The 25784-nt window shown below is 33.7% G+C and carries 28 protein-coding genes; 5 read left to right on the forward strand and 23 right to left on the reverse strand.

Annotated elements, in window-relative coordinates:
- The first annotated feature begins 51 nt into the window (after window positions 1–51).
- On the forward strand, window positions 52–1380 hold the full coding sequence (locus ACFE3K_RS00505; RefSeq protein WP_375358929.1) for a DUF2748 family protein: 1329 nt from the start codon (window positions 52–54) through the stop codon (window positions 1378–1380).
- Window positions 1381–1608: 228 nt separating this feature from the next.
- Here ACFE3K_RS00505 and ACFE3K_RS00510 read toward each other — a convergent pair whose 3' ends face one another.
- The 3 genes from ACFE3K_RS00510 to ACFE3K_RS00520 are packed head-to-tail and all read right to left on the reverse strand — an operon-like array spanning window position 1609 to window position 2613.
- Window positions 1609–1914, reverse strand: a complete 306-nt coding sequence (locus ACFE3K_RS00510) for a transposase (RefSeq protein ID WP_375358930.1) — start codon at window positions 1912–1914, stop codon at window positions 1609–1611.
- The gene (locus tag ACFE3K_RS00515) at window positions 1865–2170 is read right to left on the reverse strand and encodes a transposase (protein WP_375358931.1); all 306 of its coding nucleotides are present in this window, start codon (window positions 2168–2170) and stop codon (window positions 1865–1867) included. Before ACFE3K_RS00515 ends, ACFE3K_RS00510 begins: the two co-directional genes overlap by 50 nt.
- Complete coding sequence (locus ACFE3K_RS00520; RefSeq protein WP_375358932.1) at window positions 2164–2613, reverse strand: helix-turn-helix domain-containing protein; 450 nt, start codon at window positions 2611–2613, stop codon at window positions 2164–2166. Before ACFE3K_RS00520 ends, ACFE3K_RS00515 begins: the two co-directional genes overlap by 7 nt.
- Before the next feature lie 93 nt (window positions 2614–2706).
- Between ACFE3K_RS00520 and ACFE3K_RS00525 the strand changes: the two genes are divergently transcribed.
- Complete coding sequence (locus tag ACFE3K_RS00525; protein ID WP_375358933.1) at window positions 2707–3312, forward strand: IS6 family transposase; 606 nt, start codon at window positions 2707–2709, stop codon at window positions 3310–3312.
- A 399-nt stretch (window positions 3313–3711) separates the two neighbouring features.
- Here ACFE3K_RS00525 and secA read toward each other — a convergent pair whose 3' ends face one another.
- Window positions 3712–6444 (reverse strand): preprotein translocase subunit SecA, encoded by a 2733-nt coding sequence (secA, locus tag ACFE3K_RS00530; RefSeq protein WP_375358934.1) that lies wholly within the window; start codon window positions 6442–6444, stop codon window positions 3712–3714.
- Between the two features lie 146 nt (window positions 6445–6590).
- On the opposite strand from secA, the gene ACFE3K_RS00535 reads away from it, so the two are divergent.
- Window positions 6591–7436, forward strand: a complete 846-nt coding sequence (locus ACFE3K_RS00535; protein WP_375358935.1) for a peptidylprolyl isomerase — start codon at window positions 6591–6593, stop codon at window positions 7434–7436.
- Between the two features lie 250 nt (window positions 7437–7686).
- Here ACFE3K_RS00535 and ACFE3K_RS00540 read toward each other — a convergent pair whose 3' ends face one another.
- The 6 genes from ACFE3K_RS00540 to rimP form a co-directional block, all read right to left on the reverse strand.
- A complete protein-coding gene (locus tag ACFE3K_RS00540) occupies window positions 7687–8397 on the reverse strand; it encodes an IS6 family transposase (RefSeq protein ID WP_375358936.1) in 711 nt (236 codons plus the stop codon).
- A 72-nt stretch (window positions 8398–8469) separates the two neighbouring features.
- Window positions 8470–8637 (reverse strand): hypothetical protein, encoded by a 168-nt coding sequence (locus ACFE3K_RS00545; RefSeq protein WP_375358937.1) that lies wholly within the window; start codon window positions 8635–8637, stop codon window positions 8470–8472.
- Between the two features lie 7 nt (window positions 8638–8644).
- Entirely contained in the window at window positions 8645–9040 is a 396-nt protein-coding gene (gene rbfA, locus ACFE3K_RS00550) for a 30S ribosome-binding factor RbfA (RefSeq protein ID WP_375358938.1), read from the reverse strand.
- A complete protein-coding gene (gene infB, locus ACFE3K_RS00555; protein WP_375358939.1) occupies window positions 9041–11530 on the reverse strand; it encodes a translation initiation factor IF-2 in 2490 nt (829 codons plus the stop codon). It abuts the gene before it with no gap.
- A gap of 681 nt (window positions 11531–12211) precedes the next feature.
- On the reverse strand, window positions 12212–13708 hold the full coding sequence (nusA, locus tag ACFE3K_RS00565) for a transcription termination factor NusA (RefSeq protein WP_375358941.1): 1497 nt from the start codon (window positions 13706–13708) through the stop codon (window positions 12212–12214).
- Window positions 13709–14209: 501 nt separating this feature from the next.
- Window positions 14210–14698: a ribosome maturation factor RimP gene (gene rimP, locus ACFE3K_RS00570; RefSeq protein WP_341752283.1), complete on the reverse strand. Its 489-nt coding sequence runs from the start codon at window positions 14696–14698 to the stop codon at window positions 14210–14212.
- Between the two features lie 316 nt (window positions 14699–15014).
- Between rimP and ACFE3K_RS00575 the strand changes: the two genes are divergently transcribed.
- Window positions 15015–16331, forward strand: coding sequence for a porin (locus tag ACFE3K_RS00575; RefSeq protein WP_375358942.1), 1317 nt, complete (start codon window positions 15015–15017; stop codon window positions 16329–16331).
- A gap of 126 nt (window positions 16332–16457) precedes the next feature.
- Here the strand turns inward: ACFE3K_RS00575 and ACFE3K_RS00580 are convergent, their stop codons facing one another.
- The 11 genes from ACFE3K_RS00580 to ACFE3K_RS00630 all read right to left on the reverse strand — a co-directional run bounded on the left by ACFE3K_RS00580 (window position 16458) and on the right by ACFE3K_RS00630 (window position 23753).
- On the reverse strand, window positions 16458–17189 hold the full coding sequence (locus ACFE3K_RS00580; protein ID WP_375358943.1) for an N-acetylmuramoyl-L-alanine amidase: 732 nt from the start codon (window positions 17187–17189) through the stop codon (window positions 16458–16460).
- A 10-nt stretch (window positions 17190–17199) separates the two neighbouring features.
- Window positions 17200–18093, reverse strand: a complete 894-nt coding sequence (gene thyX, locus ACFE3K_RS00585) for an FAD-dependent thymidylate synthase (RefSeq protein WP_375358944.1) — start codon at window positions 18091–18093, stop codon at window positions 17200–17202.
- Between the two features lie 11 nt (window positions 18094–18104).
- On the reverse strand, window positions 18105–19103 hold the full coding sequence (locus ACFE3K_RS00590) for an FKBP-type peptidyl-prolyl cis-trans isomerase (RefSeq protein ID WP_375358945.1): 999 nt from the start codon (window positions 19101–19103) through the stop codon (window positions 18105–18107).
- Window positions 19104–19403: 300 nt separating this feature from the next.
- Window positions 19404–20387, reverse strand: a complete 984-nt coding sequence (ruvB, locus tag ACFE3K_RS00595) for a Holliday junction branch migration DNA helicase RuvB (protein WP_375358946.1) — start codon at window positions 20385–20387, stop codon at window positions 19404–19406.
- Window positions 20380–20982: a Holliday junction branch migration protein RuvA gene (gene ruvA / locus ACFE3K_RS00600; RefSeq protein ID WP_375358947.1), complete on the reverse strand. Its 603-nt coding sequence runs from the start codon at window positions 20980–20982 to the stop codon at window positions 20380–20382. The genes ruvB and ruvA overlap by 8 nt, the downstream gene beginning before the upstream one ends.
- A gap of 3 nt (window positions 20983–20985) precedes the next feature.
- Window positions 20986–21228 carry a Holliday junction ATP-dependent DNA helicase RuvA gene (locus ACFE3K_RS00605; RefSeq protein ID WP_342260196.1) on the reverse strand — a complete coding sequence of 81 codons (243 nt, stop codon included), beginning with the start codon at window positions 21226–21228 and terminating at the stop codon, window positions 20986–20988.
- Window positions 21229–21329: 101 nt separating this feature from the next.
- The gene (locus tag ACFE3K_RS00610) at window positions 21330–21536 is read right to left on the reverse strand and encodes a hypothetical protein (RefSeq protein ID WP_375358948.1); all 207 of its coding nucleotides are present in this window, start codon (window positions 21534–21536) and stop codon (window positions 21330–21332) included.
- Window positions 21530–22090 carry an IS630 family transposase gene (locus ACFE3K_RS00615; protein WP_375358949.1) on the reverse strand — a complete coding sequence of 187 codons (561 nt, stop codon included), beginning with the start codon at window positions 22088–22090 and terminating at the stop codon, window positions 21530–21532. Before ACFE3K_RS00615 ends, ACFE3K_RS00610 begins: the two co-directional genes overlap by 7 nt.
- Window positions 22084–22533 carry a helix-turn-helix domain-containing protein gene (locus ACFE3K_RS00620; RefSeq protein WP_375358950.1) on the reverse strand — a complete coding sequence of 150 codons (450 nt, stop codon included), beginning with the start codon at window positions 22531–22533 and terminating at the stop codon, window positions 22084–22086. Before ACFE3K_RS00620 ends, ACFE3K_RS00615 begins: the two co-directional genes overlap by 7 nt.
- A gap of 216 nt (window positions 22534–22749) precedes the next feature.
- A complete protein-coding gene (locus ACFE3K_RS00625) occupies window positions 22750–23310 on the reverse strand; it encodes an IS630 family transposase (protein WP_375358561.1) in 561 nt (186 codons plus the stop codon).
- Window positions 23304–23753: a helix-turn-helix domain-containing protein gene (locus ACFE3K_RS00630; RefSeq protein ID WP_375358951.1), complete on the reverse strand. Its 450-nt coding sequence runs from the start codon at window positions 23751–23753 to the stop codon at window positions 23304–23306. The genes ACFE3K_RS00625 and ACFE3K_RS00630 overlap by 7 nt, the downstream gene beginning before the upstream one ends.
- A 454-nt stretch (window positions 23754–24207) precedes the next feature.
- Here ACFE3K_RS00630 and ACFE3K_RS00635 point away from each other — a divergent pair, with 454 nt between their 5' ends.
- Window positions 24208–24618: a helix-turn-helix domain-containing protein gene (locus ACFE3K_RS00635; RefSeq protein ID WP_375358952.1), complete on the forward strand. Its 411-nt coding sequence runs from the start codon at window positions 24208–24210 to the stop codon at window positions 24616–24618.
- Here ACFE3K_RS00635 and ACFE3K_RS00640 read toward each other — a convergent pair.
- Together ACFE3K_RS00640 and ACFE3K_RS00645 are read right to left on the reverse strand one after the other, a co-directional pair.
- Window positions 24615–25175 carry an IS630 family transposase gene (locus ACFE3K_RS00640; protein WP_375358953.1) on the reverse strand — a complete coding sequence of 187 codons (561 nt, stop codon included), beginning with the start codon at window positions 25173–25175 and terminating at the stop codon, window positions 24615–24617. The genes ACFE3K_RS00635 and ACFE3K_RS00640 overlap by 4 nt on opposite strands.
- Entirely contained in the window at window positions 25169–25669 is a 501-nt protein-coding gene (locus ACFE3K_RS00645) for a helix-turn-helix domain-containing protein (RefSeq protein ID WP_375358954.1), read from the reverse strand. The genes ACFE3K_RS00640 and ACFE3K_RS00645 overlap by 7 nt, the downstream gene beginning before the upstream one ends.
- Window positions 25670–25784: the final 115 nt, after the last annotated feature.

Consider the following 25784-nt stretch of genomic DNA (forward strand, 5'->3'; position numbering starts at 1 on the left):
TTGAAGTTGCCCTTCGTCTAGCAACTCTTCATTTACGAGCAGTATACTACTATGAGTTCAATTTATCATATACTTGATAAGATTCCTGCTATTTATCCTGAGGACATGCAAATAGAATATGAACAATTAGCTCAGCAATTAATCAAATCAGGAAAACTTAGAATAGATACCGATAATAGTTGTAATTTTGCAAGATTTTCTGATCCAAAGTTCAATATTAGTTTGATGGTAAGTAAAGAAGAAATAACTGAGCCAAATTTAATTGAACAAACTAATCAGTTATTAAGATATCTATACAAATCTTCTATATCAGATAAAAAATTGGCATCGATTTATACAGATCTGAAAAAACAAATTCAAAAATTACAACCAGTTGACCAATCTATTATTGAAAAATTAACAAGGCTTTTTGTTCAGTCAGCCCATCCTATAGTTATTAGGTGGTTATTACATGATAAGGTCCAAGTATTTATTACTTATTCCCATAATATTGGTGATATGATGGATATAGTTGATTGGCAACGTTCTGGTTCTAATAGCGGTATGCAAAGTACTGACGGTAAGAATGTAGCAGTCTTTGTTTCCTGTGGTGGAAATCCATTTGCTGAAAATGATAAAAATCACCCAACTTATGGTGATGGATGGGCAGCAGTTGCTAGGTTGCAAATTATAGCTGGGCAGGAACTTGGGCATTTTGCTGATATTAAAAGAGATGCAAATGGTCGTCAAATTAGTCGTCATTCAGCAAATTTCTCTGGAACGAAAGCCACGCCTCATGTAAAACAGGCGAGGAAAGATGATATTATTAATTGCAATAAATTATTAGCTAATCTTCTCTCTATGGGGATGAGGCAAATGATTATTTATGAAGAAAAGGTAGAATTTTATAATAAAAACAAGGTACATGGCATAAGGGTTTATTGGGCAAAATTACTTGGATTAATCCATAAACAGAAATTTTTATTTTCTGTTAATAGGAAGGGCTTGCTCTTTATTAAGAGATTTGCAAGGGAACAATATATGGGTTTGATGATTAGAGCTATGATTGAAGATATGCAGTTTAATTTAGCACCAGTCGCAGATGTTTATAAAAATAGTGACCCTGAGATCGAAGAGACAATTGCCTGTATAGAAGCTCTAGCAAGAGTACCCCAACAAGTGATGAAATGGGGATATTTAACGACTATGGCAACAATGCAAGGATTATATAAAGTATATTATTCTGAAGTTATACCTTCCTTAATTTCTAACTATGTATTAATGACTAAGCAAAGCTATAAACGTGATATGTCAAAGCCAAGATCTCTAACTAATTTTTTTCGTAAAATAAACATATTTAGTAAAAAAAAATTAGTATTTAAACAAATCAGAGAAGTATAATTAGCGGCACCGTCAAGTTAAGAGAAATGTAAATTAAGTATTGAGCAAATGTAGGGAATAATTTATAGATTATCAGGGCACCGTCAAGTTAAGTAAAATAGTATCAAAAAGAGCTATATTTTTAGATTTCAGGCAGCAAGAAGTCTTTGAGTGGCTTCGTCCCAAATGGATTTAGCTGATGCAAATGCAATTCTTTGCTCAATTGCTGTTTTATACCAATTGCAATAATTAACACGGTGTATTTATCCAATCTCTATACATAATTGATTTTACTAAATCTACATTATGAGCAAGTTGATTCCAAGCGTAACAAGCCATAGTAACGATATCTTCATATACACCATAACATTGGTTAGACAAGAAATGATTTTTAATCCATTCCCAAACTTGTTCCATTGCATTAAGTTCCGGTGCATAGGGCGGAAGCGGTATCAAAGTGATATTGCTTGGCACAGTTAGTTTTTTGGCTGTGTGCCAACCTGCATTATCCGTTAGTAAAGCTATATGTCGGTTGCCTTGAATACTGGCGAGCAAGCTCTTCTAAGAATTTATTCATTGCCTGTGTGTTTGCATATGGTAAAATTAATGCACAAGCTTCTCCTGTCTCATGGCAAGCAGCTCCGTAAATATATGTTGAAATAAATTGCTGTTGCCGAACTGTACGGGGTCTAGTGCCACGCTTAGCCCATATATGAGTTAAGCTACCTTGTTGCCCAACTCTAGTTTCATCCTGAGACCATATATCAACTTTACATCTATCGATATTTTTTGGTAATAATTTTGTTAACATGTCTGGAAAGTTTTTTTATATGTATTTTGAGTCTCTTGATTTGATTTTGGATGCATTGAACGAGAAGTAATCCAGCTAAAACCAAGGCGGTGCATAGTATTGTAGACTGTTTTTAAAGCACATTTAGCACCATATTCCTCAACTAACATGATATGTAGCTCCTTTCCAGTTATATACCCACCAGTTTTACTTTCACTGAGCGTATTGATTTTATCAAAAATAGCAGACTCTTGTATACTGTTAATCTTCCTAGGGGCACCGCTTCTTTGTGATTCAAATAATCCTTCAAAACCATGATTCCTAAATCTTCTGAGCGATGATTGCACAGTTTTCCAGTGTGACTTCACTATTTCAGATATGGCTTTAAAAGATTTGCCTAATTGAAGGTGATACATCGCCAATAAACGTATACGATTTCGACCATGCGGCTCATGTTTCATCATTTTTATAAAATCATGACCTTCAAAACCTTGCGGTAATATTAACCTAGCTATTTGAGTACCTATTTATCAGTTAAAAACCCATTTTTTAACACCGTGTTAATTATTGCAATTAGTATTATTTTAAGTCATGAGACAGTAAGATTTTGGTGCAATAAATTTGCGGTTTATTTTCAAGATGTTATCAGAAAGCGAGAGAGGAAACCAACTGATAAATGGCATTTAGATGAGATGAATATTAAGATTAAAGGCGAGGTATTGATATTATGGAGAGCTGTTGACTCTGAGGGGCATGAATTAGAAGTATTACTGCAGAAGCGTCGTAATAAAAAATCAGCTATTCGTTTTTTATCAAAATTATTGGGTCATTATCCAGCTCCAAGAGTAATTGTTACTGATAAGCTCAGAAGTTACATTAAGCCGATTAAGCTTATGTGCCCTAAAACTGAGCATCGCACTCATAAAAGACTAAATAATCGTGTTGAGAATGCTCATCAACCAACTAGGCGCAACGAGAAGATATTAATTAAATTTAAGCATCCTAATTCAGCCCACTGTAAATTATCACTGATGGGAAAAGTCAGAAATATATTTGCCGTAAATGTTGGAAGATATAGTAAAACAGCAATTGAGCAAAGAATTGCATTTGCATCAGCTAAATCCATTTGGGACGAAGCCACTCAAAGACTTCTTGCTGCCTGAAATCTAAAAATATAGCTCTTTTTGATACTATTTTACTTAACTTGACGGTGCCTTCTCAAACCATAGATCTAAGACATAATGTAAGTAAATATTTGCAAGTATTGGACTTGCTACTGAGCCTTGCAGTATACCTTGATCACTGCTACTAACAACACCATCCTTAGTTGCTCCAGCTTTTCAAAGTCTTCTTATTAGCCACATAAAATTCTTGTCTAATATTCTTTCTTCTAAACACCTTTGCAATCAATAATGATTTATGTTATCGAAAAATTTCCTAATATCTACTTCTACAACATAATTAATTGGCTTTTTCATTACCACTTCATTTAAGGCTTTTATTGCTGAATGACAGCTTAAGTTAGGTCGAAATGTTGACTGTCTATCATTAAATTGCACTGCTTATTCATTACTTCCGTGACAATATTTATATTTCTTGCTAGAACCACAGGGACATAACTCATTTCTAGCCACTTTTCCCCAACTTGATGGGTCTGATTGTACTCTATCCTGTGGATTGACTTGAGTTTTGATGGTTTTAAGTCGAGTTTCAATACTAACACCAGCATTATATTTATGAAAAGCTGGGTCTTCCCTAGTTTCTCGCATTGTCTTTTGAAGTTTTTTATTTTCCAAAGACAATGACTCTTTTTTAATATGGCTAGTATCCATATGGAGATGACAAACTCTTTGAATAAATAATTCCTTCAAATTATCGAGCATTTGTTCAAATAAATTGAAAGCTTCTCTTTTATACTCGTTAAGAGGATCTTTTTGGGCATAAGCCCTTAGTGATATACCTTGTCGTAAATGATCTAAATTATGTAAGTGATCTTTCCATACTTGATCTAAAGTTGTCAGTAAAATATACTTAATTGCGTCATTCATCAAGTTAACGCTATATGCTTCCTCTTTTGCTTGGTACAAGTCATTTACCATTTGTACAACGTTAGATATCACCTGTACTTCGGTAACATCAGCTTTTGTTATAGATTCATGCTGTAGTTTTATAGCAAAAATACGCTGCAACTCTCCTGTTAGAGCATTTATATCCCAGTCTTCTCTATAAGAACTAGGTGGAATAAAAGTTAATACTACTTTTTCTACTAGTTCTTGTGTCATGTTAGTTAAAAAATCATGTGCATCTTTTGACTTAATGATGTCACTGCGCTGTTCATAAACTATCTTACGTTGATCATTCATAACATCATCAAAATGTAATAAATTTTTACGTATTTCGTAATTATGTCCTTCAACTTTCTGTTGAGCTTTTTCAAGTGAACGACTAATCATAGGGTGATGGATTGCTTCACCATCTTTTAAACCTAACGTTCTTAAAACTCCGGAGATACGGTCTGAGGCAAAAATACGCATCAGATCATCTTCTAAAGACAAGAAAAATTGTGTATTGCCTGGATCACCTTGTCTACCAGCTCTTCCTCGTAACTGGTTATCTATCCTACGACTCTCATGCCTTTCAGTACCTATAACAAATAATCCTCCAGCCTCTATTACACGCTGCTTCTCCTCAGCTATCTGCTCTTTTATTTTTACTATTTCTAATGCATATTGCTCTTTTGCTAGGTTCTTTAGAGATAGTTGTTCTATTAGCATTTCTGGGTTACCGCCAAGCATAATATCTGTACCACGACCTGCCATATTTGTGGCAATAGTCAGAGCCTTAAATCGTCCAGCTTGAGCTATAATAAATGCTTCCTGCTGATGAAATTTTGCGTTTAAAACATTATGAGTTATTTTATTTTTGGTAAGTAAGTTAGAAATTTCTTCAGACTTCTCTATACTAACCGTTCCAACCAAAACAGGTTGACCACGATCATGACATTCTTTTATTAATTTTAGGATAGCTTCATATTTATCTTGTTTACTGCCATAGATCTCGTCATCATAATCAACTCTAGTAATTGGATTATGGCTAGGAACAGCAAGAACATCAAGATTGTATATGTCTTTTAGCTCTGCAGCTTCGGTCATTGCTGTACCAGTCATACCTGATAATTTGGGATAATTCCTAAAATAATTTTGGAAAGTAATAGAAGCTAAGGTTTGATTCTCATTTTGAATTTGTACATGCTCTTTTGCCTCTAGTGACTGGTGTAACCCTTCAGAATACCGTCTACCTTCCATAACGCGTCCAGTAAATTCATCAATAATCATAACTTTTCCATCGCGTACTAAATAATCAACATCACGATTGAAGAGGATATGAGCCCTTAATGATTGATTGATATAATGAACTAAACTTAAATTTTCAAAATCGTAAAGGCTTGAATCTTTTTCAATAAGACTATTAGCTACAAGCATTGATTCTACATGAGTTATACCATTCTCAGTAAGATTAACTGTCCGTAATTTCTCATCTTTTTCGTAATCTTCATCTTTAAACTGACGAACTAATTTATCAATTGTGCTGTATAAATCCGAGCGATCGTCTACTGGACCTGATATAATTAGTGGAGTTCTTGCTTCATCAATTAAAATTGAGTCAACTTCATCAATAATAGCGAATTTAAAAGGGCGAAGTACCTTAGAATCTTCACTATATTTCATGTTATCTCTGAGGAAGTCAAATCCAAGCTCGTTATTAGTTGCATAAGTAATATCTGCTCTATAAGCATTACGTCTATCATCATCACTGATATTAGAAACTATACAACCAACAGATAACCCTAGGAAATTATGAATTCTTCCCATCCACTCAGAATCACGTTTTACTAAATAATCATTTACCGTAACAACATGCACCCCTTCACCAGTAAGAGCATTCAAATATGCAGGTAATGTGGCAACTAAAGTTTTTCCTTCTCCTGTACGCATTTCAGTAATCATACCACGGTGCAATATCAATCCACCAATTAGCTGAACATCAAAATGTCTCATCCCATAGACTCTTTTTGCAGCTTCCCGTACAACAGCAAAAGCTTCATAAGTTAAGTCATCTAATGACTCACCATCTTTTAATCTTTGCCTAAATTGCTCTGTTTTATTTCTCAAATCATCATCAGAAAGTTTTTGTATTGAAGGCTCGAGCAAATTAATTTTTTCAATTTCTAAAGATAGTTTTTTTATACTTCTATCATTTGCTGTGCCGAATAATTTTTTAAGTAAAGAAAGCATTTATATCCTAGATTCAAATAGTAAATATCCTGTAAAATATGATATTTTATGATATTTATCAAACAAATTGTAAATAGCTGTTGACGTAGAAGGGTTATCCTTATAAAATCCAGCTATCATAAACAATATATAATAATGGATAACAAATGAAAAGAACAACTATAATTTTTTTAGCTGCTAGTTTACTTGCGAGTAGTGCTTTTGCTGATGAAGATAAAATTGTTGCTACCTACAAAGGTGGTGAAGTGAAAGAATCACAGGTTATGCAACAATTCCAATCTTCTTTAGATACCCAACCAAGTGCTAAAGGAAAAAAGTTTACTGATTTTGACGCGAATATACAGAAAATGTTAGTACAGGGCTATATCGATGCAAAATTGCTTGAGCAAGAAGCCAAGAATTCTAATATTGAATCTTCAAAAGAATTCCAATCTAAGTTGAATGTCGTAAAAAACCAATTGGTTCAGCAAGAATTGATGGAGCGTTATGTAAAATCTCATGTTGATGAGAAAATGATTAATGCTGAATATGATAAATTAGTTGCTAGCCTAAAAGGAAAAGAGGAAGTAAAAGTAAGTCATATTTTGGTTGCAACTGAAAAAGACGCAATAAATGTACAAAATAGACTTAAAAAAGGGGAGAAATTTGCTAAGCTTGCTAAGGATTTCTCAAAAGATGAAGGGTCTAAAGCCAATGGTGGAGAAATAGGCTATATTACTTCTGGACAGCTAGTGCCTGAATTTGAAGATAAAGCATTATCAATGAAAGTAAATGAAATCTCTTCTCCAGTTAAAACTCAATTTGGTTGGCATATAATTACTGTACTTGATAAAAGACCTGCACAAATACCTTCTAAGGAGGAAGCTACTGCTAGTATAACCAATCAACTTAGTAGAGATGCTATATTAAAGTATGTTGCTGATCTTGAAAGTAAAGCTGATATCAAAATAATGTTACCGAAGTCACAAATAACGAATGAGACTAAAAAATAATCTAGTATGACCTAATAACCTGAATTTGATGTAACTTGTTACGTTGAATTCAGGCTACTACAGTTGTAGTTACTACACAGAGCTGTCATTCCCGCGAAGGCGGGAATCTAAAAAAATAAACCAAGATGGTTTGTTAGTCTTTTTTAGACCCCGCACTGAAGCAGGGGTGACAGCACTTCTCTTATTATAGCAAAAATCGGCACCGTCAAGTTAAGTAAAATAGTATCAAAAAGAGCTATATTTTTAGATTTCAGGCAGCAAGAAGTCTTTGAGTGGCTTCGTCCAAAATGGATTTAGCTGATGCAAATGCAATTCTTTGCTCAATTGCTGTTTTACTATATCTTCCAACATTTACGGCAAATATATTTCTGACTTTTCCCATCAGTGATAATTTACAGTGGGCTGAATTAGGATGCTTAAATTTAATTAATATCTTCTCGTTGCGCCTAGTTGGTTGATGAGCATTCTCAACACGATTATTTAGTCTTTTATGAGTGCGATGCTCAGTTTTAGGGCACATAAGCTTAATCGGCTTAATGTAACTTCTGAGCTTATCAGTAACAATTACTCTTGGAGCTGGATAATGACCCAATAATTTTGATAAAAAACGAATAGCTGATTTTTTATTACGACGCTTCTGCAGTAATACTTCTAATTCATGCCCCTCAGAGTCAACAGCTCTCCATAATATCAATACCTCGCCTTTAATCTTAATATTCATCTCATCTAAATGCCATTTATCAGTTGGTTTCCTCTCTCGCTTTCTGATAACATCTTGAAAATAAACCGCAAATTTATTGCACCAAAATCTTACTGTCTCATGACTTAAAATAATACCTCGATAGGCCATCTGTTCTTGTACATCTCTGTAACTATTATTGAATCGATGATATAACCATACTGCATAGCTAATAATGCTTACTGGAAAACGATGTCTCTTTGGGGATTGAATAATACACATAGCACTGAAATTTAGGTAACAATTGTCACTGATAATCTATAAATTATTCCCTACATTTGCTCAATACTTAATTTACATTTCTCTTAACTTGACGGTGCCTGTAGAACGCATCAATATAAGCTGATCCAATTCTGCTGAAAACTGTTCTCTTGTTTGTCTAAGTTCATCCTCTAAAAGAAGGTTAACAATTGTTCTTAAGTCAACAATTGTGGCTTTGCGATGGGTAAGGTTTTGATTCATTGTAATCCTAGTTCACTCGATTAGTTTCAACTTGCTTCAATAATTCCTCAACTTTGTAAGCATTATCAAATCCGTGATCATAATGAAAACGAATTTCCAGTGAGTATTTTAAATTAATTTTAGCAGTTATAAAGTTTCTTATAGCATATTTTGAATTATTTAAAGACTCAGTAAGTTGTATCTCATTAAAAGTAGTATTAAATGGTAAAAAGTAACAATCTGCTATTTTTAAATCAGAGGTAACTAAGACTTTAGTAATAGTTACTGGACAATTAATCAGACGTTCATCTAACATCTTACCACGCCTTAGTACTTCCACTAATGCTTCATTTATTAATATTGCCACTTTTTTTTGCCTTTGTGACCTATTTTGTGACTTGTCTTTATCAGAAAGTTTTTGCATTTACAATAACTGTTTTTTTTCTTCAATAATTTCAAAGACTTCTACTATATCACCTTCTTTTATATCATCATAATTTTCAAAAGCGATACCACATTCAAAATTCTCGTGAACTTCTTTGACATCATCTTTAAAACGTTTTAGAGTCTTAAGTTTTCCTTCGTGAATAACAATATTATCTCGTAACAAGCGGACTCCAGCACCTCTTTTAATAGTACCCTTGGTAACATGACTACCTGCAACTTTACCAACTTTTGAGACAATGAATACCTTTCTAATCTCTACTGTACCGATATATTGCTCACGAATAATTGGTGAAAGCATACCACTCATTATTGATTTAATATCATCTAACAAATTATAGATAATGGAATAATATCTAATATCCACTTTCTCTCTTTCTGCCATAGCCAAAGCATTATTATTAGTTCTAACGTTAAAACCAACAATAATAGCGTTGGATGCTTTAGCTAAAGTAACATCTGACTCCAATATTCCACCTACTGCATGATGTAAAATCTTTAAACGAACTTCATCATTTGGCAACTTTAATAGACTAGTGATAATTGCTTCAACTGAACCTTGTACATCGCCTTTAACAATTATCGGTAATTCTTTTACCATACCACTATTACCGGAGGCTTTTAGGAATAATTCTTCTAGAGTTGATCTTTGGGTAACAGAAATTTTCTTTTCTTTTGCAAGGCGTTCACGATACTCTACAATATCTCTAGCCTGCTTTTCATTCTGCACTACATTAAACTGATCTCCTGCTCGCGGAACTTCATTTAAACCATAAATCTCTACTGGTAAAGTTGGTTCTGCCTCGGTAATATCTAATCCTTTATCATTATTCATCCTCTTAATTCTACCATATTTCGTTCCAGCAACTACTATATCTCCATTTCTTAGAATACCGTGTTGTACCAATATAGTAGCAACCGCTCCTTTACCTTTATCAACTCTTGCCTCTATAACTACCCCAGCAGTGAGTCCGCTAAAGTTAGCCTTAAGATCCTGCATTTCTGCAACCAATAATATAGCCTCTTCTAACTTATCTAAATTAGTTTTCTTTAAAGCTGAAATTGGTACAACTATAGTATCACCTCCCAACTCTTCACTAACTAAATCATAAATTAATAGGTCATTTTTAATTCGGTCAAGATTAATATCCGGTTTATCTATCTTATTTATTGCAACGATTATAGGAACATTTGCCGCTTTAGCGTGATTAATTGCTTCAATCGTTTGCGGCTTTATTCCATCATCTGCAGCAACTATTATAACCACTATATCTGTTACCTTTGCCCCTCTAGTTCTCATATCTGAAAACGCTTCATGTCCTGGAGTATCAATGAAAGTAATAGCCCTACCATCAGCCAAGGTTACTCGATAAGCACCAATATGCTGGGTGATCCCACCTGTTTCCTGACTTGCCAAATCAGTTGACTTTAAAGCATCAAGTAACGAAGTTTTACCGTGGTCGACATGTCCCATAATCGTTACAATAGGAGCCCTATGCTTTAAATCTTCTTCTTTATCAGCTTCACTAATCAATATATTTTCAACATCGGACTCTTGAACCCTTTTTACTGTATGCCCTAAGGTCGTAGCAACAAGCTCTGCTGTATCTGCATCAATTGTTTGGACGGTCGTAGCCATGATACCGAGCTTCATCAATTCTTTTATAACATCTGTGGCTCGCTCAGACATTTTATTGGCTAGATCTCCTACAGAAATAGCTTCCGGAATAATAACTTCCCTATATACTTTATCTGGTGTGTGTTGCTCGGCTTTACGTTTTTCTTTTTCTCTAGCTCTTTTTATTGATGCAAGGCTTCTAGTTCTACCAGTATTATCGCTTCCATCTGCATCAAGCATATTGAAGATATCTGCCTTTTTTAATTTTTTAGGTTCTTCAATTTTAACCTTTGGCACTACTGCTTTATTATCACCAGCCTTGTCTATTGAAGAAATATCTTCAAGTGCAACACCAAAATGGCTCTGAGAACCAATCAGTGTTGATCTAACAAAAGACTTGGATGGGTTGTTATCCTGTGAAGATGTAGGTGCTAATGTAGTAGGTGGTATTTCAGAATCATTTTTGATATCTTGTAACTCATCCTGAACATTTTCTTCAATATCGTCTTTTTTCACAGGTTGATTGATAGTTGCAAGTTTACTCAGAGTGCTAATCTTACTATCAGTACTCTGAGATTTTGCATCTTCTGCTGCTTTTTTTAAAATAGTTAAGCGTCTGTTAAATTCTTCTCCAGAAGTAGATTCGCCGCCTTGAGAAGTAGAACCACTAGACCAAAGTTTATTAAAAGACAAAGTATTAGCTGGAGTGCTACTCTTCCTAACTTCTACAATTGTTTTTGCAGAACTAACAAAACCTCTAGTAACATTGGTGGGTTGGACTGGCTTACTAAGCAATAGTTTAGGACCACCAAGTGTTAGTTTTTTTGGTTTAGGTTCTTGGTTATTCGTCATAAATATTAAACCTTTAAATAGCAATTATATTTGTGATAAAGTTTTTTAAATAATTTTGCTATGTGATTAATGATTAACAGATATACTCTTCTGCTTTAAAGAATTGGTTTCTGCAAATATTTGTGGGGAATAGTAAGGTACACTCACCCCTTGTTTATTGTCTCCATTCTTCAAATCATTTGAGTATATCGAATAATTTACAAATTTCTAATTTTACCGTTAGACCTTTTGTAGAATTCACCCCTGCTAGGGAATTTGTAGGAGACACGAAACCTCGACCCGCAACGTACTCTAGAGTACGTGAGGAGCAGAGTACCGGTATCACACACAAATTACCAGTAGAAGTAGAATTATGCAAGAGGTCTATTAGATTTTCTCTTGCACTTGACTTGCATCTCATGCTTACACTATAATACCATTTTTTTTAAGGGAATTGTTAATTTTTTCTTTACCCAAAATTAAATTACCAAGTTTCTGTTATTAGAAATGGCTAATTTTGCTAGTAGTTCTTCAGTATATCAATAAAATTCTTAGAACTAATACTGAATGCTAAATTTTTTAAAATTTTCTTGCTTTGACTGACAACTAATTAAACATTTTAGAACTCCGTCTACGCACATGGGTATCAACTTAAGTTTAGGTAGCATTCCCTGTCAGGATTGATACTGAGGTTGCTTAAATTTATTCATCTTCACGAGTACGAGCTGTACGAATCAGTAATTCTATATCATCATCTACCATGTTAGAATTAGGAGCTAATGATTTAAATTCATTAACTTTCAACTCTCCCAAATCTTCTATAGTCTTTACACCATACTCAGCTAATTTTAATATGAATTCTGGCTGTAAATCCAATACATCAATTAATTCTTGTTCAACACCTAAAGCTTCGAGTTTAATAATAATTTTTTCATTTTTAGCATTTACATAATTTATTGCTCGTTCTCTTATCTCAATTGCTAATTCTTCTTCAAAGCCTTCAATATTCATTAAAGTTTCAATTTTACTGGAAGCTAACTGTTCTAGAGAGGTAAAACTTTGTGCAGATAACAGTTGTGCTATCACTTCTTCAACATCTAAGGTCTCCATAAATAACTCAGTAGCAGAGCAAAACTCATCATTTCTCCGTTTGGATTCTTGTTCTTCCGTCATTACATTAATATTCCAGCCAGTAAGTTTAGAGGCTAAACGAACATTTTGACCTCTTCTACCAATTGCAAGACTCAAATTATCTTGAGACACAACTACATCAACTATATTCTTATCTTCATCAATAACAATTTTTGCAATTTCTGCAGGAGCAAGTGCATTCATAATAAATTGGGCAATATTCTTGCTCCATAATATTACATCTATTTTTTCGCCATTAAGCTCATTAGTAATAGCCTTAATCCTATTACCTCTAATTCCTACACATGAACCTATAGGATCAACACTAGAGTCAGAAGCAAAGACTGCAACTTTTGCCTTTGATCCAGGATCACGAGCTATAGCTCGCAATTCAATTATATTATCATAAATCTCTGGAATCTCTAATTCAAATAATTTTATTAGCATTTGGTCATCAGTTCTAGATAGAAAAATTTGTGGTCCTTTAGACGATAATCTTACGTCTTGGACATAAGCTTTAATACGATCATTAACCTTAAAGCTTTCTCCTCTAATGAGCTGCTCCTTTTTAATCATTGCTTCAGCACGACCACCAAGGTCAACTATGATATTATTAAACTCTACTCTCTTAACAGTGCCGGTTAAAATCTCACCTTTCTTATCTTTAAAATCTTCATATTGTTTTTCTCTTTCCACTTCACCAACGCGTTGTATTATTATTTGCTTAGCTGCCTGAGCTGCAACACGTCCAAGATCAATAGGCGGTAAGAATTCATAAATCTCATCACCAATTTTAGCATCAACTTTCTTTTCAACAGCATCCTTTAAAGAAATTTGAGTAAAATAATTCTCCACATCATCCACTACATCAAGGATTCTAAAAAGATTAATATTACCATTTTTCCTATCAATCTCAGCTTTTATATTATGTTCATTTCCATATTTTCTGCGTCCTGCAATCTGTACAGCCTGTTCCATTGCCGAAAGTAGTGCTTCCTTAGGAAGATTCTTTTCTCTAGCTACAGAATCTATGATCTGCAGAATTTCTATGTTACCAATATTAATCATAAATTCACTGCCTTTTAATATTAAACTTCTTGCATCTACTTGCTACTGATAATTTATGCGTCGGTATACTCCTTCGCTCCTACGAATTATTTTCTAAAAATATCATGGATTCGCATGCTCATGTACTATATGTACACCTAGCATCATAGTACCCTACATTTTCTATATAACCACTATTAAAATGGCTGCTGATCGTCTATTAGCGAGGAGTCGCGAAAAAGCAGCGACGCGGCAATCTAGGATACACGAAGCGTTACTCTAAAAAAAACAGCTTCGCTGTTTACCTGGATCGCCACAGCATCTAAAGATGCCTTGCTATGACGATTATAGAAAAATGTATGGTACTATGACCTAGCATGCTCACCATTCATTTTCAAATCTAATTCGTAGGATCATTTGAGTATACTAGACTTGAATCTGTAACGGAATTTGAGTACGCTGTGGGTTCGAGGTTTTGATCCTCCTACAAATTCCCTAGCAGAAGCAAATTATCCAAGAAGTCTATTTTTTATTCATTAAATTCCTAAACATTTCATCTGTTAATACCAAAGAGGCTTTTTTTATCATATCAAATGAAAACACTATGTCTTCACCATGGTTATTCAGATGAATTTTATTATCTTCAGCTTTAACTATCTTTCCCTGATATCGAGTTTGACCATTTAATAATTCTTTTAATTTTATGGTAGCCTCTCTACCAAGGAATCTAGTATAATCTTCAAATTTTATTAATGGGCGTTCAATACCTGCTGAAGAAACTTCTAAAAAATATTTATCACTAATTATATCTTCAACATCTAAAAGGGCTGAGATAATTCTACTGCTATTTCGACAATCTATTATAGTAACCTTTTTACCATCCAACCTATCTATTAGTATTTCAAGTACTTTATGGGTTGAACCCTTTAAAGTTACTTTTACTAAGTCGAAACCAATATCTTTCAGGTTATCTTGCACCGTATCAATAATTTGTTGCTCTATAGTTTGCATTACAACATAAATATTTTAAGATTTTAATAAAAAAGGTGGGGTTAACCCCACCTTTGTTTTTTCAACTTTATTTACAAAAACTTCAACCCGCAAAGCTAGAATACAATATTTTTATGATATTAGCAACAATTAAAAAATTGTTATATTTAGTTGTAATTTTACCATTAAAATAATAAAATTTGTCTGATTAATCATAGTTATTTATAAAAATTTGTTACATTATTGTTTATCTTCTGCTACAAATTCTTAAATAGAAATGTATTAATGTTTAATGAACTCGACTACATAATAATGAATAAAGAGTTTTGGTATTACTATGAAAAAATTAATAATGTTGCTTTGTGTCTCTTGTTTGTCTAGCACAGCCTTTAGCAGTTCTACTCCTTCAGCTGAAGCTGTTTCAGATACTGAAATAAAATTAGAAGTATTTTTTGGTTTCCAAGCTGGTTATAGTACTCAAGGCAAATTGTTGTCAGAACAAAGTAAATATATTACTGATAATAAGAAAAAGCTTGGATTTTATAGTGAAGCAGCTTTCTCTGCCACTGCTAAGCAAGAATTTAATGATGTAATAGCTGGAGTTAAAATGGTTTTACTAGCAACAACTAAACCAAAGGGTTCTGCAAGTGTCAATGGCTCTTTCATATTCTTAGAGACAGATTATGGTAAAGTAGAGCTAGGCTCTCCTTATGATGCTGCAAATAAGATGGGTGTTAGTGGTGCTAAAATTGCAGCAGCTAGTTGTGGTTTTGGTTGGAGTAAGTATGTCTCACTAGACGATAGCGGTATGCAATATAAAGGTATGAAGCCACAATTTGAGGTAGTCCCACCCTCTGTCATAGACTCATTTACCAATGGCTTCGATGACATAAATAAAGGAACAGAGCCAGCTAGAAAAATATCTTATTATACACCAGAGATGCAAGGTTTTCAGTTTGGTATTTCTTATGTTCCTGATTCAGCAAATACTGGTGGTCATCGTAATATAAAAAATTTAGATAGTAAAACAGGTCGCAGTACATTAAAGACTGGTATAACTGAAGTAGAACTACCAGGTATAGATGGTGGTAAAGGTGATACAGTAATTTATAATTACAATGTCAAAGATGCGATTTCTGCAGGGATATCCTATAAGTATGAGATTTTAGATGATATGGCAGTAGAAGTTGGTGTTACAGGAGAACATGCTAAGCCAGCTCGTAAACTTATAGTATTAGATCCTGATGGAAAGATGCTATCTAGCAACAAGCTATCAGATCTAAATGCTTACAATTTAGGTGCAGTCTTAACTTATGGTAATATTTCTTGTGCTGGTTCTTATGGTAGTTTAGGTAAAAGTTTGACTGCAAAAACTTACCATAAAGTTGGTCGTGATACGAAATATTATAATGGCACAATTGCTTATGGGCAAGGTCCTATAAAAACAAGTCTTTCTTATTTTAAATCACTAAAGTATAAAAATACGGTGGATACAGTAAGCTTAGGTACTGAATATAAGATAACACCAGGCTTGTTGCCTTATGCTGAAATCTCTTATTTCCAAGCTAAGGGTAAGCCAGTTTACCTTATTGAAGCACCTAAGAAAAAAACCAAAGGTACAGTTGCTCTTATTGGTGCAAAGCTTAAATTTTAACCTTTAATAAGCCCTCGTTGTCATTCCAGCTTTTAGCTGAATGACAACGTTTTTGGTTATGTAAGTACCATTACTTACGTTGGTTTTTTGCTCCACACGGGCAAAGGTTTCGCAGGAACAGCTTTTTTACATAAGATATTTTTGTAATAATGCTTCTAAAATTGCCACGGTCTCGACATCTAATTTTCCAGAAAAATTCTTTGGGCGGAAATGCATTTGGAACGATACTATAACATCTGTTGTCTGTTGATCAATTATTCCTGTTGGCTGCAACACATAACCATATCTGCTAAATTGTTCTTGGATTAACTTTATATTAGACAGGTCTACCTTGGGTATTAGAGCATTAACAGTATCTTGATCATACCAAGCTCCGATATTATTATCATATAATTGTTTCCATGGAAATAGAGGACCTGGGTCTTGTTTCCTTCCCGGAGCAGCATCAGAATGACCGATCACACAAGTGGGGTCAATATCATAGCGAGCTATAATATTCTGACAAAGTTCCATTACCGCTGTAATTTGGTCTTCGGGATAAGGATACCAATGAATCTTTCCTTGAGAATCTTTAGTATCGCTAAGATTTACTATTTCAATACCTATAGAAGTATCATTGAGATTCTGACGCCCCTGCCAACCACTAACACCAACATCCCAAGCTCGTCTAGACTCTTCCACTAATTGGAATATATGATTCGGATTAGAGTCAGAAACTAGATAGTGTACACTAACTTTTGGACCTAGTAGGTCTCTTAGGGATCCTTCTAAGTTTTCGTTAGTGTAATGCAGCACCAAAAATCTAACTCTCTCATTAAAAGATGGGGCTCGGTAGGTTGTTCTATCAATTGTAATCATTTTATAATACCTATTTTATAAGTTGCATTAATTCATCCCATTCTCTTTTATTTATGCCACTAGATTCTTGAGTAATTTCTTCATTATTGAGTAGTTTTTTTATAACAGCCAGTCCTTTTTTAGAAATATTACTACCTTCTATCCTATATTCCTTAAAAGCATCATAAGTAAAAGGTACCCAAGCTTTTACTATTTCTAGCATCTTCTCTGCATATACTCTGATTTCATACTGGGCATGAGAATCCCCACGTAACAGTAGAAAATGTAATAGATTATACAAATTAATTTTCCAGTACCATTCTGTATAATAGTTTAAGGTTAAATTCATTCTCGCAAGTTCCCTAGTAATACCTATGGTATTTTCATCGATAATATTGCCATGTTCATCCTGGTTCATCATTTCAGTATAATGCTGATAACATAGTTTAGCATCTTTTTCTAGTAGCACTAAGACTTTATCTGCAATTTCTTTTGGAATTTCTTCATCACTTCTTCCTTGTTTATTTATTGTGGATTGAGCAGCAAGATTCTGTTTTTCTGGTAAATAAAATTCATTTCCTAATATAGAATATCTAGCTGAATATTCATTAACACTAGCAGTTCTGTGACGTATCCATTGTCTTGCAACGAAAATAGGCAGTTTAATATGAAATTTGATATCACACATTTCAAATGGTGTTGTATGGTGGTGACGCATTAGGTAATTGATTAAACCTTTATCTTGGCTTAGTTGTTTTGTACCTTTACCATATGATACTCGTGCTGCTTGGACGATACTACTATCATCACCCATATAATCAATAATTCTGATAAAACCATGATCTAGTATTTTTATAGGTTCAAATAATAATTCTTCTAGAGCTGGTACTGTAGCTCTTTTTGTCTTGTAATTATTGTCGTGCATTCTTTTCTCTATTATTCTGTTTGAAAATTTGTTAATTCCAGCATCAAATATTCATCCATAGGAATCTTATCTTGATTAAGCATTTTGTTGATATTAGAACCAAGTGCCTTAAATGACTTACCTTTGGCAATTACTGTTCTAGTGCCAACTGGCACTTTACCATGTAGAACATATGAAACGATTAATGGATAATTAATATCACCAATTTTTATATCTAATTTCTTACCTTGCTGTACTGAATCATAAATTACCTGACCATTTGATAATTTAGTAATCTTTACGTCAACCCCTACTTTATCTCCGCATAATAATGGTATTCTATAAGCTATTTCATCATCAAATATCTTTACTTCATTACTATCAACAAAATTATTAGGTAATATTGAATTTAAGACAATATTAACTCTATAAGGTGCATCATGATCTCTATCTTCTTCTTTATATTGCTGGTTATAATATGCATATTTTGCAGGAAGCACCGCTTGTCTTGTTTGTCCAACCATCATACCTACTACCACAGCATCAAGACCTAGCATGATCGCTCTAGAACCAAGTGTAAAGGTTTTGGTATTTTCGCTAAGTAAATTATTGTTAATATCCAATAATTGATAACGTAATGTGACTACGTGACCACAAGTAGCTGGTCCAACAGTCCCGTTACCAAAGCTATTAATCTTAAACATTGGTTGTATTAAGTCTCTATTAACCTCTATAGTATATTTACCATCAGTAATAGGTTTGTTTGTTGGTTGTAGTAAATGCTCAAAAAATAGTCGACCTTCTTCTGTCTTAAGAGCATTTATCAAAACCTTTGAAACAGTTTTTTCAAGAAAATTACCAGTTAATGGTATATTTGCTTGTTCAGGAGCAGCGGTAGTATTTTTATTATTTTCAGCATCATTAGTTGTCTGAACTTTAGGGTCTTTGTCCTCGGGAGGAGAGAGCATCTTCATTTGGACAATAGAGTAAATAATTGCTGCAGCAATTATAAGACTTAAAGCTTTTTGCATATAATATTTCTTTCTTAAGTATTTCTTAGTTTGTTTTTAAAATATATAGCTAACTCCGATTAGCATTACTCCGGCTATTAGCGAGGAGTACATAAATCCTAGTGTCATTGCGAGGAGGCATGAGCCGACGAAGCAATCCATTTCTAATCACTTTTTTGGATTGCTTCGTCGCCATTAAAGTAGCTCCTCGCAATGACGGAGTAATGTTACTTATATATTCTCTAATTTTTAATGTTTTTTTCTAGGAAGCTGTTGGAGATAATTAATTATTTTCATAAACTACCTCTTTGTAACTGTAAATTACGATATTCCAAGATGATCAAAAGCATTTTGAGTAATAACCCTGCCTCTTGGGGTACGTTGTAATAACCCTATTTGTATTAGATAGGGTTCGATAGTCTCTTCAACAGCATCACGTTGTTCTGATAGAGCTGCTGCAATTGTCTCTATACCAACCGGACCACCAGCATAATTATCAGCTATAAATTTTAAGTATCTATAATCATTACTATCTAAACCTATTTTGTCAACTTCTAATCGATTTAGGGAGATATTGGCAATATTTTTATCAATTTCTAGCTTATCATCGACAGAAGCAAAATCTCTCACTCGTCTAACTAGCCTAAGGGCAATTCTTGGAGTTCCTCTACTACGTCTTGCTATCTCTTCTAATGCCTCATCGGTTAAATTAATTGCTAGCAATTTACTAGCTCTACTCAAAACAAGTTTTAGTTCAGCCACGTTATAAAAATGCAAACGCAATGGTATACCAAATCTATCTCTCAAAGGGTTGCTGAGTAAACCGAGCCTAGTAGTTGCTCCAACTAAAGTGAAATTGGGTAGATTGATTTTTACTGACCTTGCTGAAGGTCCTTCGCCAATAACTATGTCTAAAGCAAAATCTTCCATTGCTTGGTACAATACTTCTTCAATATTTGTACTAAGACGGTGAATTTCATCAATAAATAACACATCATTATCTTGCAAATTAGTAAGTATAGCAGCTAGGTCAGCTGCTTTTGATATAGCAGGTCCTGAGGTGGATTTAAAATTTACTCCCATTTCCTTAGAAATAATTTGTGCAAGAGTGGTTTTACCAAGTCCAGGAGGACCGTAAAATAATGTATGATCTAAATGTTCAGACCTATTTTTAGCTGCTTGGATAAAAATGGATAGATTCTCCTTAATTTGTTGTTGTCCGATAAATTCTCTTAAATAGCTAGGTCGTAGAGAAAATTCTTGATCGCTCGGAAGTATATCAGCTGACAAAATATTTTTAGACATTGAATCCACGTGCTTTTAATGCAAGTTTAATTAGTTCATTAATAGAGAGATTAGAATTTTCTGCAATAATTCCCTGTACTAAATTTTGTGCTTCAGTTTTACCAATACCAAGCGAGGTTAACACTAATGTGGCATCAGATGATATCTTAGCTAAGTCAGTATCATTGTTATCCATGGTAAGGTTGTTAGTAAAATTAGTTAAGGCTTTATCCTTTAACTCTATGATAATTCGTTCAGCTAGTTTTAGCCCAACACCAGAAATGGCTTTAAAAGCTTCTTTATCCCTTCTTGCTATCGCTGATTGGATTTGCTCGGGTGATAAATTTGATAAAATAGCTAAAGCCATTCTTGTACCAATACCGTTTACCGATTGTAATAAATTAAAAAAAGCCTTCTCTTCGAGAGATAAAAATCCGTAAAGATTAATATGATCTTCTCTTACATGTGTTTCAATAAATAATTGACAAAACTCATTAACCACTAACTTATTTAAAGTTTTACTAGAACAATACACTAAATATCCAACACCACTAACATCAATAATGACACAATCATTAAAACATGCATCTATTTTACCTTTTAATTTACCAATCATAATTTATTTAGTATCAGATTTTACTTTTGGTTTACGATTTTTTGTACATATATGTGCTATTACTGGTAATATAGTTACTATCGAAGCTAAAATATAATGCAGTAACGTTGGAGTTTCAGTGCAATGGCATTGACCATCATCAGGAAATGTTGATATCAGTATAATTTTCGCAGTAATCCAAGTAATCACTATATATATAAGCAAATATACTACATATTTAACCTTTGCCCAAATACTCTTAATCATAATTTCCTCTTCTGCTATAGCTAACCATTATATAACAATAATGGAATATGTTAGTAAATCATAAATTTGAGGATCGTAAGTCATTATTTTAGATTCTCTATTTAAGATTTACTTAACTTAGTGTATTTAATAATTTTTTGTATCGGCTCATTGTTTAATAGCATTTCTTTTGCCATAGATATTCTTTCTTCATATCTACCTTTCGCTATACCTTCCTCTCTACCTTTTGCTCTACCTTTTTCCAGTTGTTTCTTTAGAGTATTAGCTTCGATACGCAACCATTTAATACCAATTACAATAATTAACACGGTGTATTTATCCAATCTCTATACATAATTGATTTTACTAAATCTACATTATGAGCAAGTTGATTCCAAGCGTAACAAGCCATAGTAACGATATCTTCATATACACCATAACATTGGTTAGACAAGAAATGATTTTTAATCCATTCCCAAACTTGTTCCATTGCATTAAGTTCCGGTGCATAGGGCGGAAGCGGTATCAAAGTGATATTGCTTGGCACAGTTAGTTTTTTGGCTGTGTGCCAACCTGCATTATCCGTTAGTAAAGCTATATGTCGGTTGCCTTGAATACTGTGAGAAAGCTCTTCTAAGAATTTATTCATTGCCTGTGTGTTTGCATATGGTAAAATTAATGCACAAGCTTCTCCTGTCTCATGGCAAGCAGCTCCGTAAATATATGTTGAAATAAATTGCTGTTGCCGAACTTTACGGGGTCTAGTGCCACGCTTAGCCCATATACGAGTTAAGCTACCTTGTTGCCCAACTCTAGTTTCATCCTGAGACCATATATCAACTTTACATCTATCGATATTTTTTGCTAATAATTTTGTTAACATGTCTGGAAAGTTTTTTTATATCTATTTTGAGTCTCTTGATTTGATTTTGGATGCATTGAACGAGCAGTAATCCAGCTAAAACCAAGGCGGTGCATAGTATTGTAGACTGTTTTTAAAGCACATTTAGCACCATATTCCTCAACTAACATGATATGTAGCTCCTTTCCAGTTATATACCCACCAGTTTTACTTTCACTGAGCGTATTGATTTTATCAAAAATAGCAGACTCTTGTATACTGTTAATCTTCCTAGGGGCACCGCTTCTTTGTGATTCAAATAATCCTTCAAAACCATGATGCCTAAATCTTCTGAGCGATGATTGCACAGTTTTCCAGTGTGACTTCACTATTTCAGATATGGCTTTAAAAGATTTGCCTAATTGAAGGTGATACATCGCCAATAAACGTATACGATTTCGACCATGCGGCTCATGTTTCATCATTTTTATAAAATCATGACCTTCAAAACCTTGCGGTAATATTAACCTAGCTATTTGAGTACCTATTTATCAGTTAAAAACCCATTTTATAACACCGTGTTAATTATTGCAATTAGTATTACCAGGATTGTGAAAATAAATGAGGTTGAAATAAGTTGATTTGGGGTTGATTTGGCTAAGAAATTTGTATATGATCACAGTAATACCAAATTGCAATAATTAACACGGTGTATTTATCCAATCTCTATACATAATTGATTTTACTAAATCTACATTATGAGCAAGTTGATTCCAAGCGTAACAAGCCATAGTAACGATATCTTCATATACACCATAACATTGGTTAGACAAGAAATGATTTTTAATCCATTCCCAAACTTGTTCCATTGCATTAAGTTCCGGTGCATAGGGCGGAAGCGGTATCAAAGTGATATTGCTTGGCACAGTTAGTTTTTTGGCTGTGTGCCAACCTGCATTATCCGTTAGTAAAGCTATATGTCGGTTGCCTTGAATACTGCGAGAAAGCTCTTCTAAGAATTTATTCATTGCCTGTGTGTTTGCATATGGTAAAATTAATGCACAAGCTTCTCCTGTCTCATGGCAAGCAGCTCCGTAAATATATGTTGAAATAAATTGCTGTTGCCGAACTTTACGGGGTCTAGTGCCACGCTTAGCCCATATACGAGTTAAGCTACCTTGTTGCCCAACTCTAGTTTCATCCTGAGACCATATATCAACTTTACATCTATCGATATTTTTTGGTAATAATTTTGTTAACATGTCTGGCAAGTTTTTTTATATCTATTTTGAGTCTCTTGATTTGACTTTGGATGCATTGAACGAGAAGTAATCCAGCTAAAACCAAGGCGGTGCATAGTATTGTAGACTGTTTTTAAAGCACATTTAGCACCATATTCCTCAACTAACATGATATGTAGCTCTTTTCCAGTTATATACCCACCAGTTTTACTTTTACTGAGCGTATTGATTTTATCAAAAAGAGCAGATTCTTGTATAGTGTTAATCTTCCTAGGGGCACCGCTTCTTTGTGATTCAAATAATCCTTCAAAACCATGATTCCTAAATCTTCTGAGCGATGATTGCACAGTTTTCCAGTGTGACTTCACTATTTCAGATATGGCTTTAAAAGATTTACCTAATTGAAGGTGATACATCGCCAATAAACGTATACGATTTCGACCATGCGGCTCATGTTTCATCATTTTTATAAAATCATGACCTTCAAAACCTTGCGGTAATATTAACCTAGCTATTTGAGTACCTATTTATCAGTTAAAAACCCATTTTATAACACCGTGTTAATTATTGCAATTAGTATAATACTTCAGGTTATTATTTAAATAGCAGTTGATGCTATTTGATTAATGCTACTAGTAAGTACTTAGAAATTTTGCGAACTTGAAAGTACTTACCAGTTAACTATAATATTCAATATAATACTTGAGCTTTATTTAAAAGTAGAGCTTAAGTATTATATTGGTTTTTTAGTTTGAGATTTAGCAAAGTATATTCTTTGCTTTAAAAAATTAATCAATAATCACTGATCTCTTTTTTAATAATCTCATTCTATTTTGCTAGTTTATTGTAGTTATTTTGAGGTGTCAAGAAAAAATATTTCTATGGTGGGAGTATTCAAATTTTAATTGTTCTGAGTATATGGCCCTTGTTCACCAAATACAAGAATTCCTCAAAAAAAAGTTTGATGAATTAAAATTAACAAGAAAAGATTTTGCTGAACAAAGTGGCATTCCTTATTCTACTGTAACTAATATTATGCAAGGTCTGAAAGCCAACCCAACTATTAGCAATATATTAAAAATTGCTGACTACTTTAAGTGTTCTATGGATGAAGTTGTAGGAAGAAATGAATATATTTCTTTACCTAATATAGAAAGTCTAGAATTTTATAAAATTACATCAAGTGACATCACTTCTAATATAAAGAAGTTTTTGATTGATAAGGTAAAGAAACAAAATTTAAACTTATATAAATTAGGCATGACTATAGGTTTTAGTAATAACTCTTTACATAGTTTTGTTAATAGTAATACCAATTGCAATAATTAACACGGTGTATTTATCCAATCTCTATACATAATTGATTTTACTAAATCTACATTATGAGCAAGTTGATTCCAAGCGTAACAAGCCATAGTAACGATATCTTCATATACACCATAACATTGGTTAGACAAGAAATGATTTTTAATCCATTCCCAAACTTGTTCCATTGCATTAAGTTCCGGTGCATAGGGCGGAAGCGGTATCAAAGTGATATTGCTTGGCACAGTTAGTTTTTTGGCTGTGTGCCAACCTGCATTATCCGTTAGTAAAGCTATATGTCGGTTGCCTTGAATACTGCGAGAAAGCTCTTCTAAGAATTTATTCATTGCCTGTGTGTTTGCATATGGTAAAATTAATGCACAAGCTTCTCCTGTCTCATGGCAAGCAGCTCCGTAAATATATGTTGAAATAAATTGCTGTTGCCGAACTTTACGGGGTCTAGTGCCACGCTTAGCCCATATATGAGTTAAGCTACCTTGTTGCCCAACTCTAGTTTCATCCTGAGACCATATATCAACTTTACATCTATCGATATTTTTTGCTAATAATTTTGTTAACATGTCTGGAAAGTTTTTTTATATCTATTTTGAGTCTCTTGATTTGATTTTGGATGCATTGAACGAGAAGTAATCCAGCTAAAACCAAGGCGGTGCATAGTATTGTAGACTGTTTTTAAAGCACATTTAGCACCATATTCCTCAACTAACATGATATGTAGCTCCTTTCCAGTTATATACCCACCAGTTTTACTTTCACTGAGCGTATTGATTTTATCAAAAATAGCAGACTCTTGTATACTGTTAATCTTCCTAGGGGCACCGCTTCTTTGTGATTCAAATAATCCTTCAAAACCATGATGCCTAAATCTTCTGAGCGATGATTGCACAGTTTTCCAGTGTGACTTCACTATTTCAGATATGGCTTTAAAAGATTTGCCTAATTGAAGGTGATACATCGCCAATAAACGTATACGATTTCGACCATGCGGCTCATGTTTCATCATTTTTATAAAATCATGACCTTCAAAACCTTGTGGTAATATTAACCTAGCCATTTGAGTACCTTTTATCAGTTAAAAACCCATTTTATAACACCGTGTTAATTATTGCAATTAGTATAATAGGGAACAAAAAACTTTAAATAGTCAAATTGTAGTAGCCCTAGCAGAT

Source organism: Candidatus Tisiphia endosymbiont of Neophilaenus lineatus (assembly GCF_964264975.1).
Lineage (GTDB): Bacteria > Pseudomonadota > Alphaproteobacteria > Rickettsiales > Rickettsiaceae > Tisiphia.

Coding starts and splice junctions, on each gene's coding strand:
- ACFE3K_RS00505 (WP_375358929.1), top strand. CDS start 52: ATGAGTTCAATTTATCATATACTTGATAAGATTCCTGCTATTTATCCT.
- ACFE3K_RS00515 (WP_375358931.1), bottom strand. CDS start 2,170: ATGTTAACAAAATTATTACCAAAAAATATCGATAGATGTAAAGTTGAT.
- ACFE3K_RS00520 (WP_375358932.1), bottom strand. CDS start 2,613: ATGATGAAACATGAGCCGCATGGTCGAAATCGTATACGTTTATTGGCG.
- secA (WP_375358934.1), bottom strand. CDS start 6,444: ATGCTTTCTTTACTTAAAAAATTATTCGGCACAGCAAATGATAGAAGT.
- ACFE3K_RS00535 (WP_375358935.1), top strand. CDS start 6,591: ATGAAAAGAACAACTATAATTTTTTTAGCTGCTAGTTTACTTGCGAGT.
- ACFE3K_RS00540 (WP_375358936.1), bottom strand. CDS start 8,397: ATGTGTATTATTCAATCCCCAAAGAGACATCGTTTTCCAGTAAGCATT.
- ACFE3K_RS00545 (WP_375358937.1), bottom strand. CDS start 8,637: ATGAATCAAAACCTTACCCATCGCAAAGCCACAATTGTTGACTTAAGA.
- rbfA (WP_375358938.1), bottom strand. CDS start 9,040: ATGCAAAAACTTTCTGATAAAGACAAGTCACAAAATAGGTCACAAAGG.
- infB (WP_375358939.1), bottom strand. CDS start 11,530: ATGACGAATAACCAAGAACCTAAACCAAAAAAACTAACACTTGGTGGT.
- nusA (WP_375358941.1), bottom strand. CDS start 13,708: ATGATTAATATTGGTAACATAGAAATTCTGCAGATCATAGATTCTGTA.
- rimP (WP_341752283.1), bottom strand. CDS start 14,698: ATGCAAACTATAGAGCAACAAATTATTGATACGGTGCAAGATAACCTG.
- ACFE3K_RS00575 (WP_375358942.1), top strand. CDS start 15,015: ATGAAAAAATTAATAATGTTGCTTTGTGTCTCTTGTTTGTCTAGCACA.
- ACFE3K_RS00580 (WP_375358943.1), bottom strand. CDS start 17,189: ATGATTACAATTGATAGAACAACCTACCGAGCCCCATCTTTTAATGAG.
- thyX (WP_375358944.1), bottom strand. CDS start 18,093: ATGCACGACAATAATTACAAGACAAAAAGAGCTACAGTACCAGCTCTA.
- ACFE3K_RS00590 (WP_375358945.1), bottom strand. CDS start 19,103: ATGCAAAAAGCTTTAAGTCTTATAATTGCTGCAGCAATTATTTACTCT.
- ruvB (WP_375358946.1), bottom strand. CDS start 20,387: ATGTCTAAAAATATTTTGTCAGCTGATATACTTCCGAGCGATCAAGAA.
- ruvA (WP_375358947.1), bottom strand. CDS start 20,982: ATGATTGGTAAATTAAAAGGTAAAATAGATGCATGTTTTAATGATTGT.
- ACFE3K_RS00605 (WP_342260196.1), bottom strand. CDS start 21,228: ATGATTAAGAGTATTTGGGCAAAGGTTAAATATGTAGTATATTTGCTT.
- ACFE3K_RS00615 (WP_375358949.1), bottom strand. CDS start 22,090: ATGTTAACAAAATTATTAGCAAAAAATATCGATAGATGTAAAGTTGAT.
- ACFE3K_RS00620 (WP_375358950.1), bottom strand. CDS start 22,533: ATGATGAAACATGAGCCGCATGGTCGAAATCGTATACGTTTATTGGCG.
- ACFE3K_RS00625 (WP_375358561.1), bottom strand. CDS start 23,310: ATGTTAACAAAATTATTACCAAAAAATATCGATAGATGTAAAGTTGAT.
- ACFE3K_RS00630 (WP_375358951.1), bottom strand. CDS start 23,753: ATGATGAAACATGAGCCGCATGGTCGAAATCGTATACGTTTATTGGCG.
- ACFE3K_RS00635 (WP_375358952.1), top strand. CDS start 24,208: ATGGCCCTTGTTCACCAAATACAAGAATTCCTCAAAAAAAAGTTTGAT.
- ACFE3K_RS00640 (WP_375358953.1), bottom strand. CDS start 25,175: ATGTTAACAAAATTATTAGCAAAAAATATCGATAGATGTAAAGTTGAT.
- ACFE3K_RS00645 (WP_375358954.1), bottom strand. CDS start 25,669: ATGGCTAGGTTAATATTACCACAAGGTTTTGAAGGTCATGATTTTATA.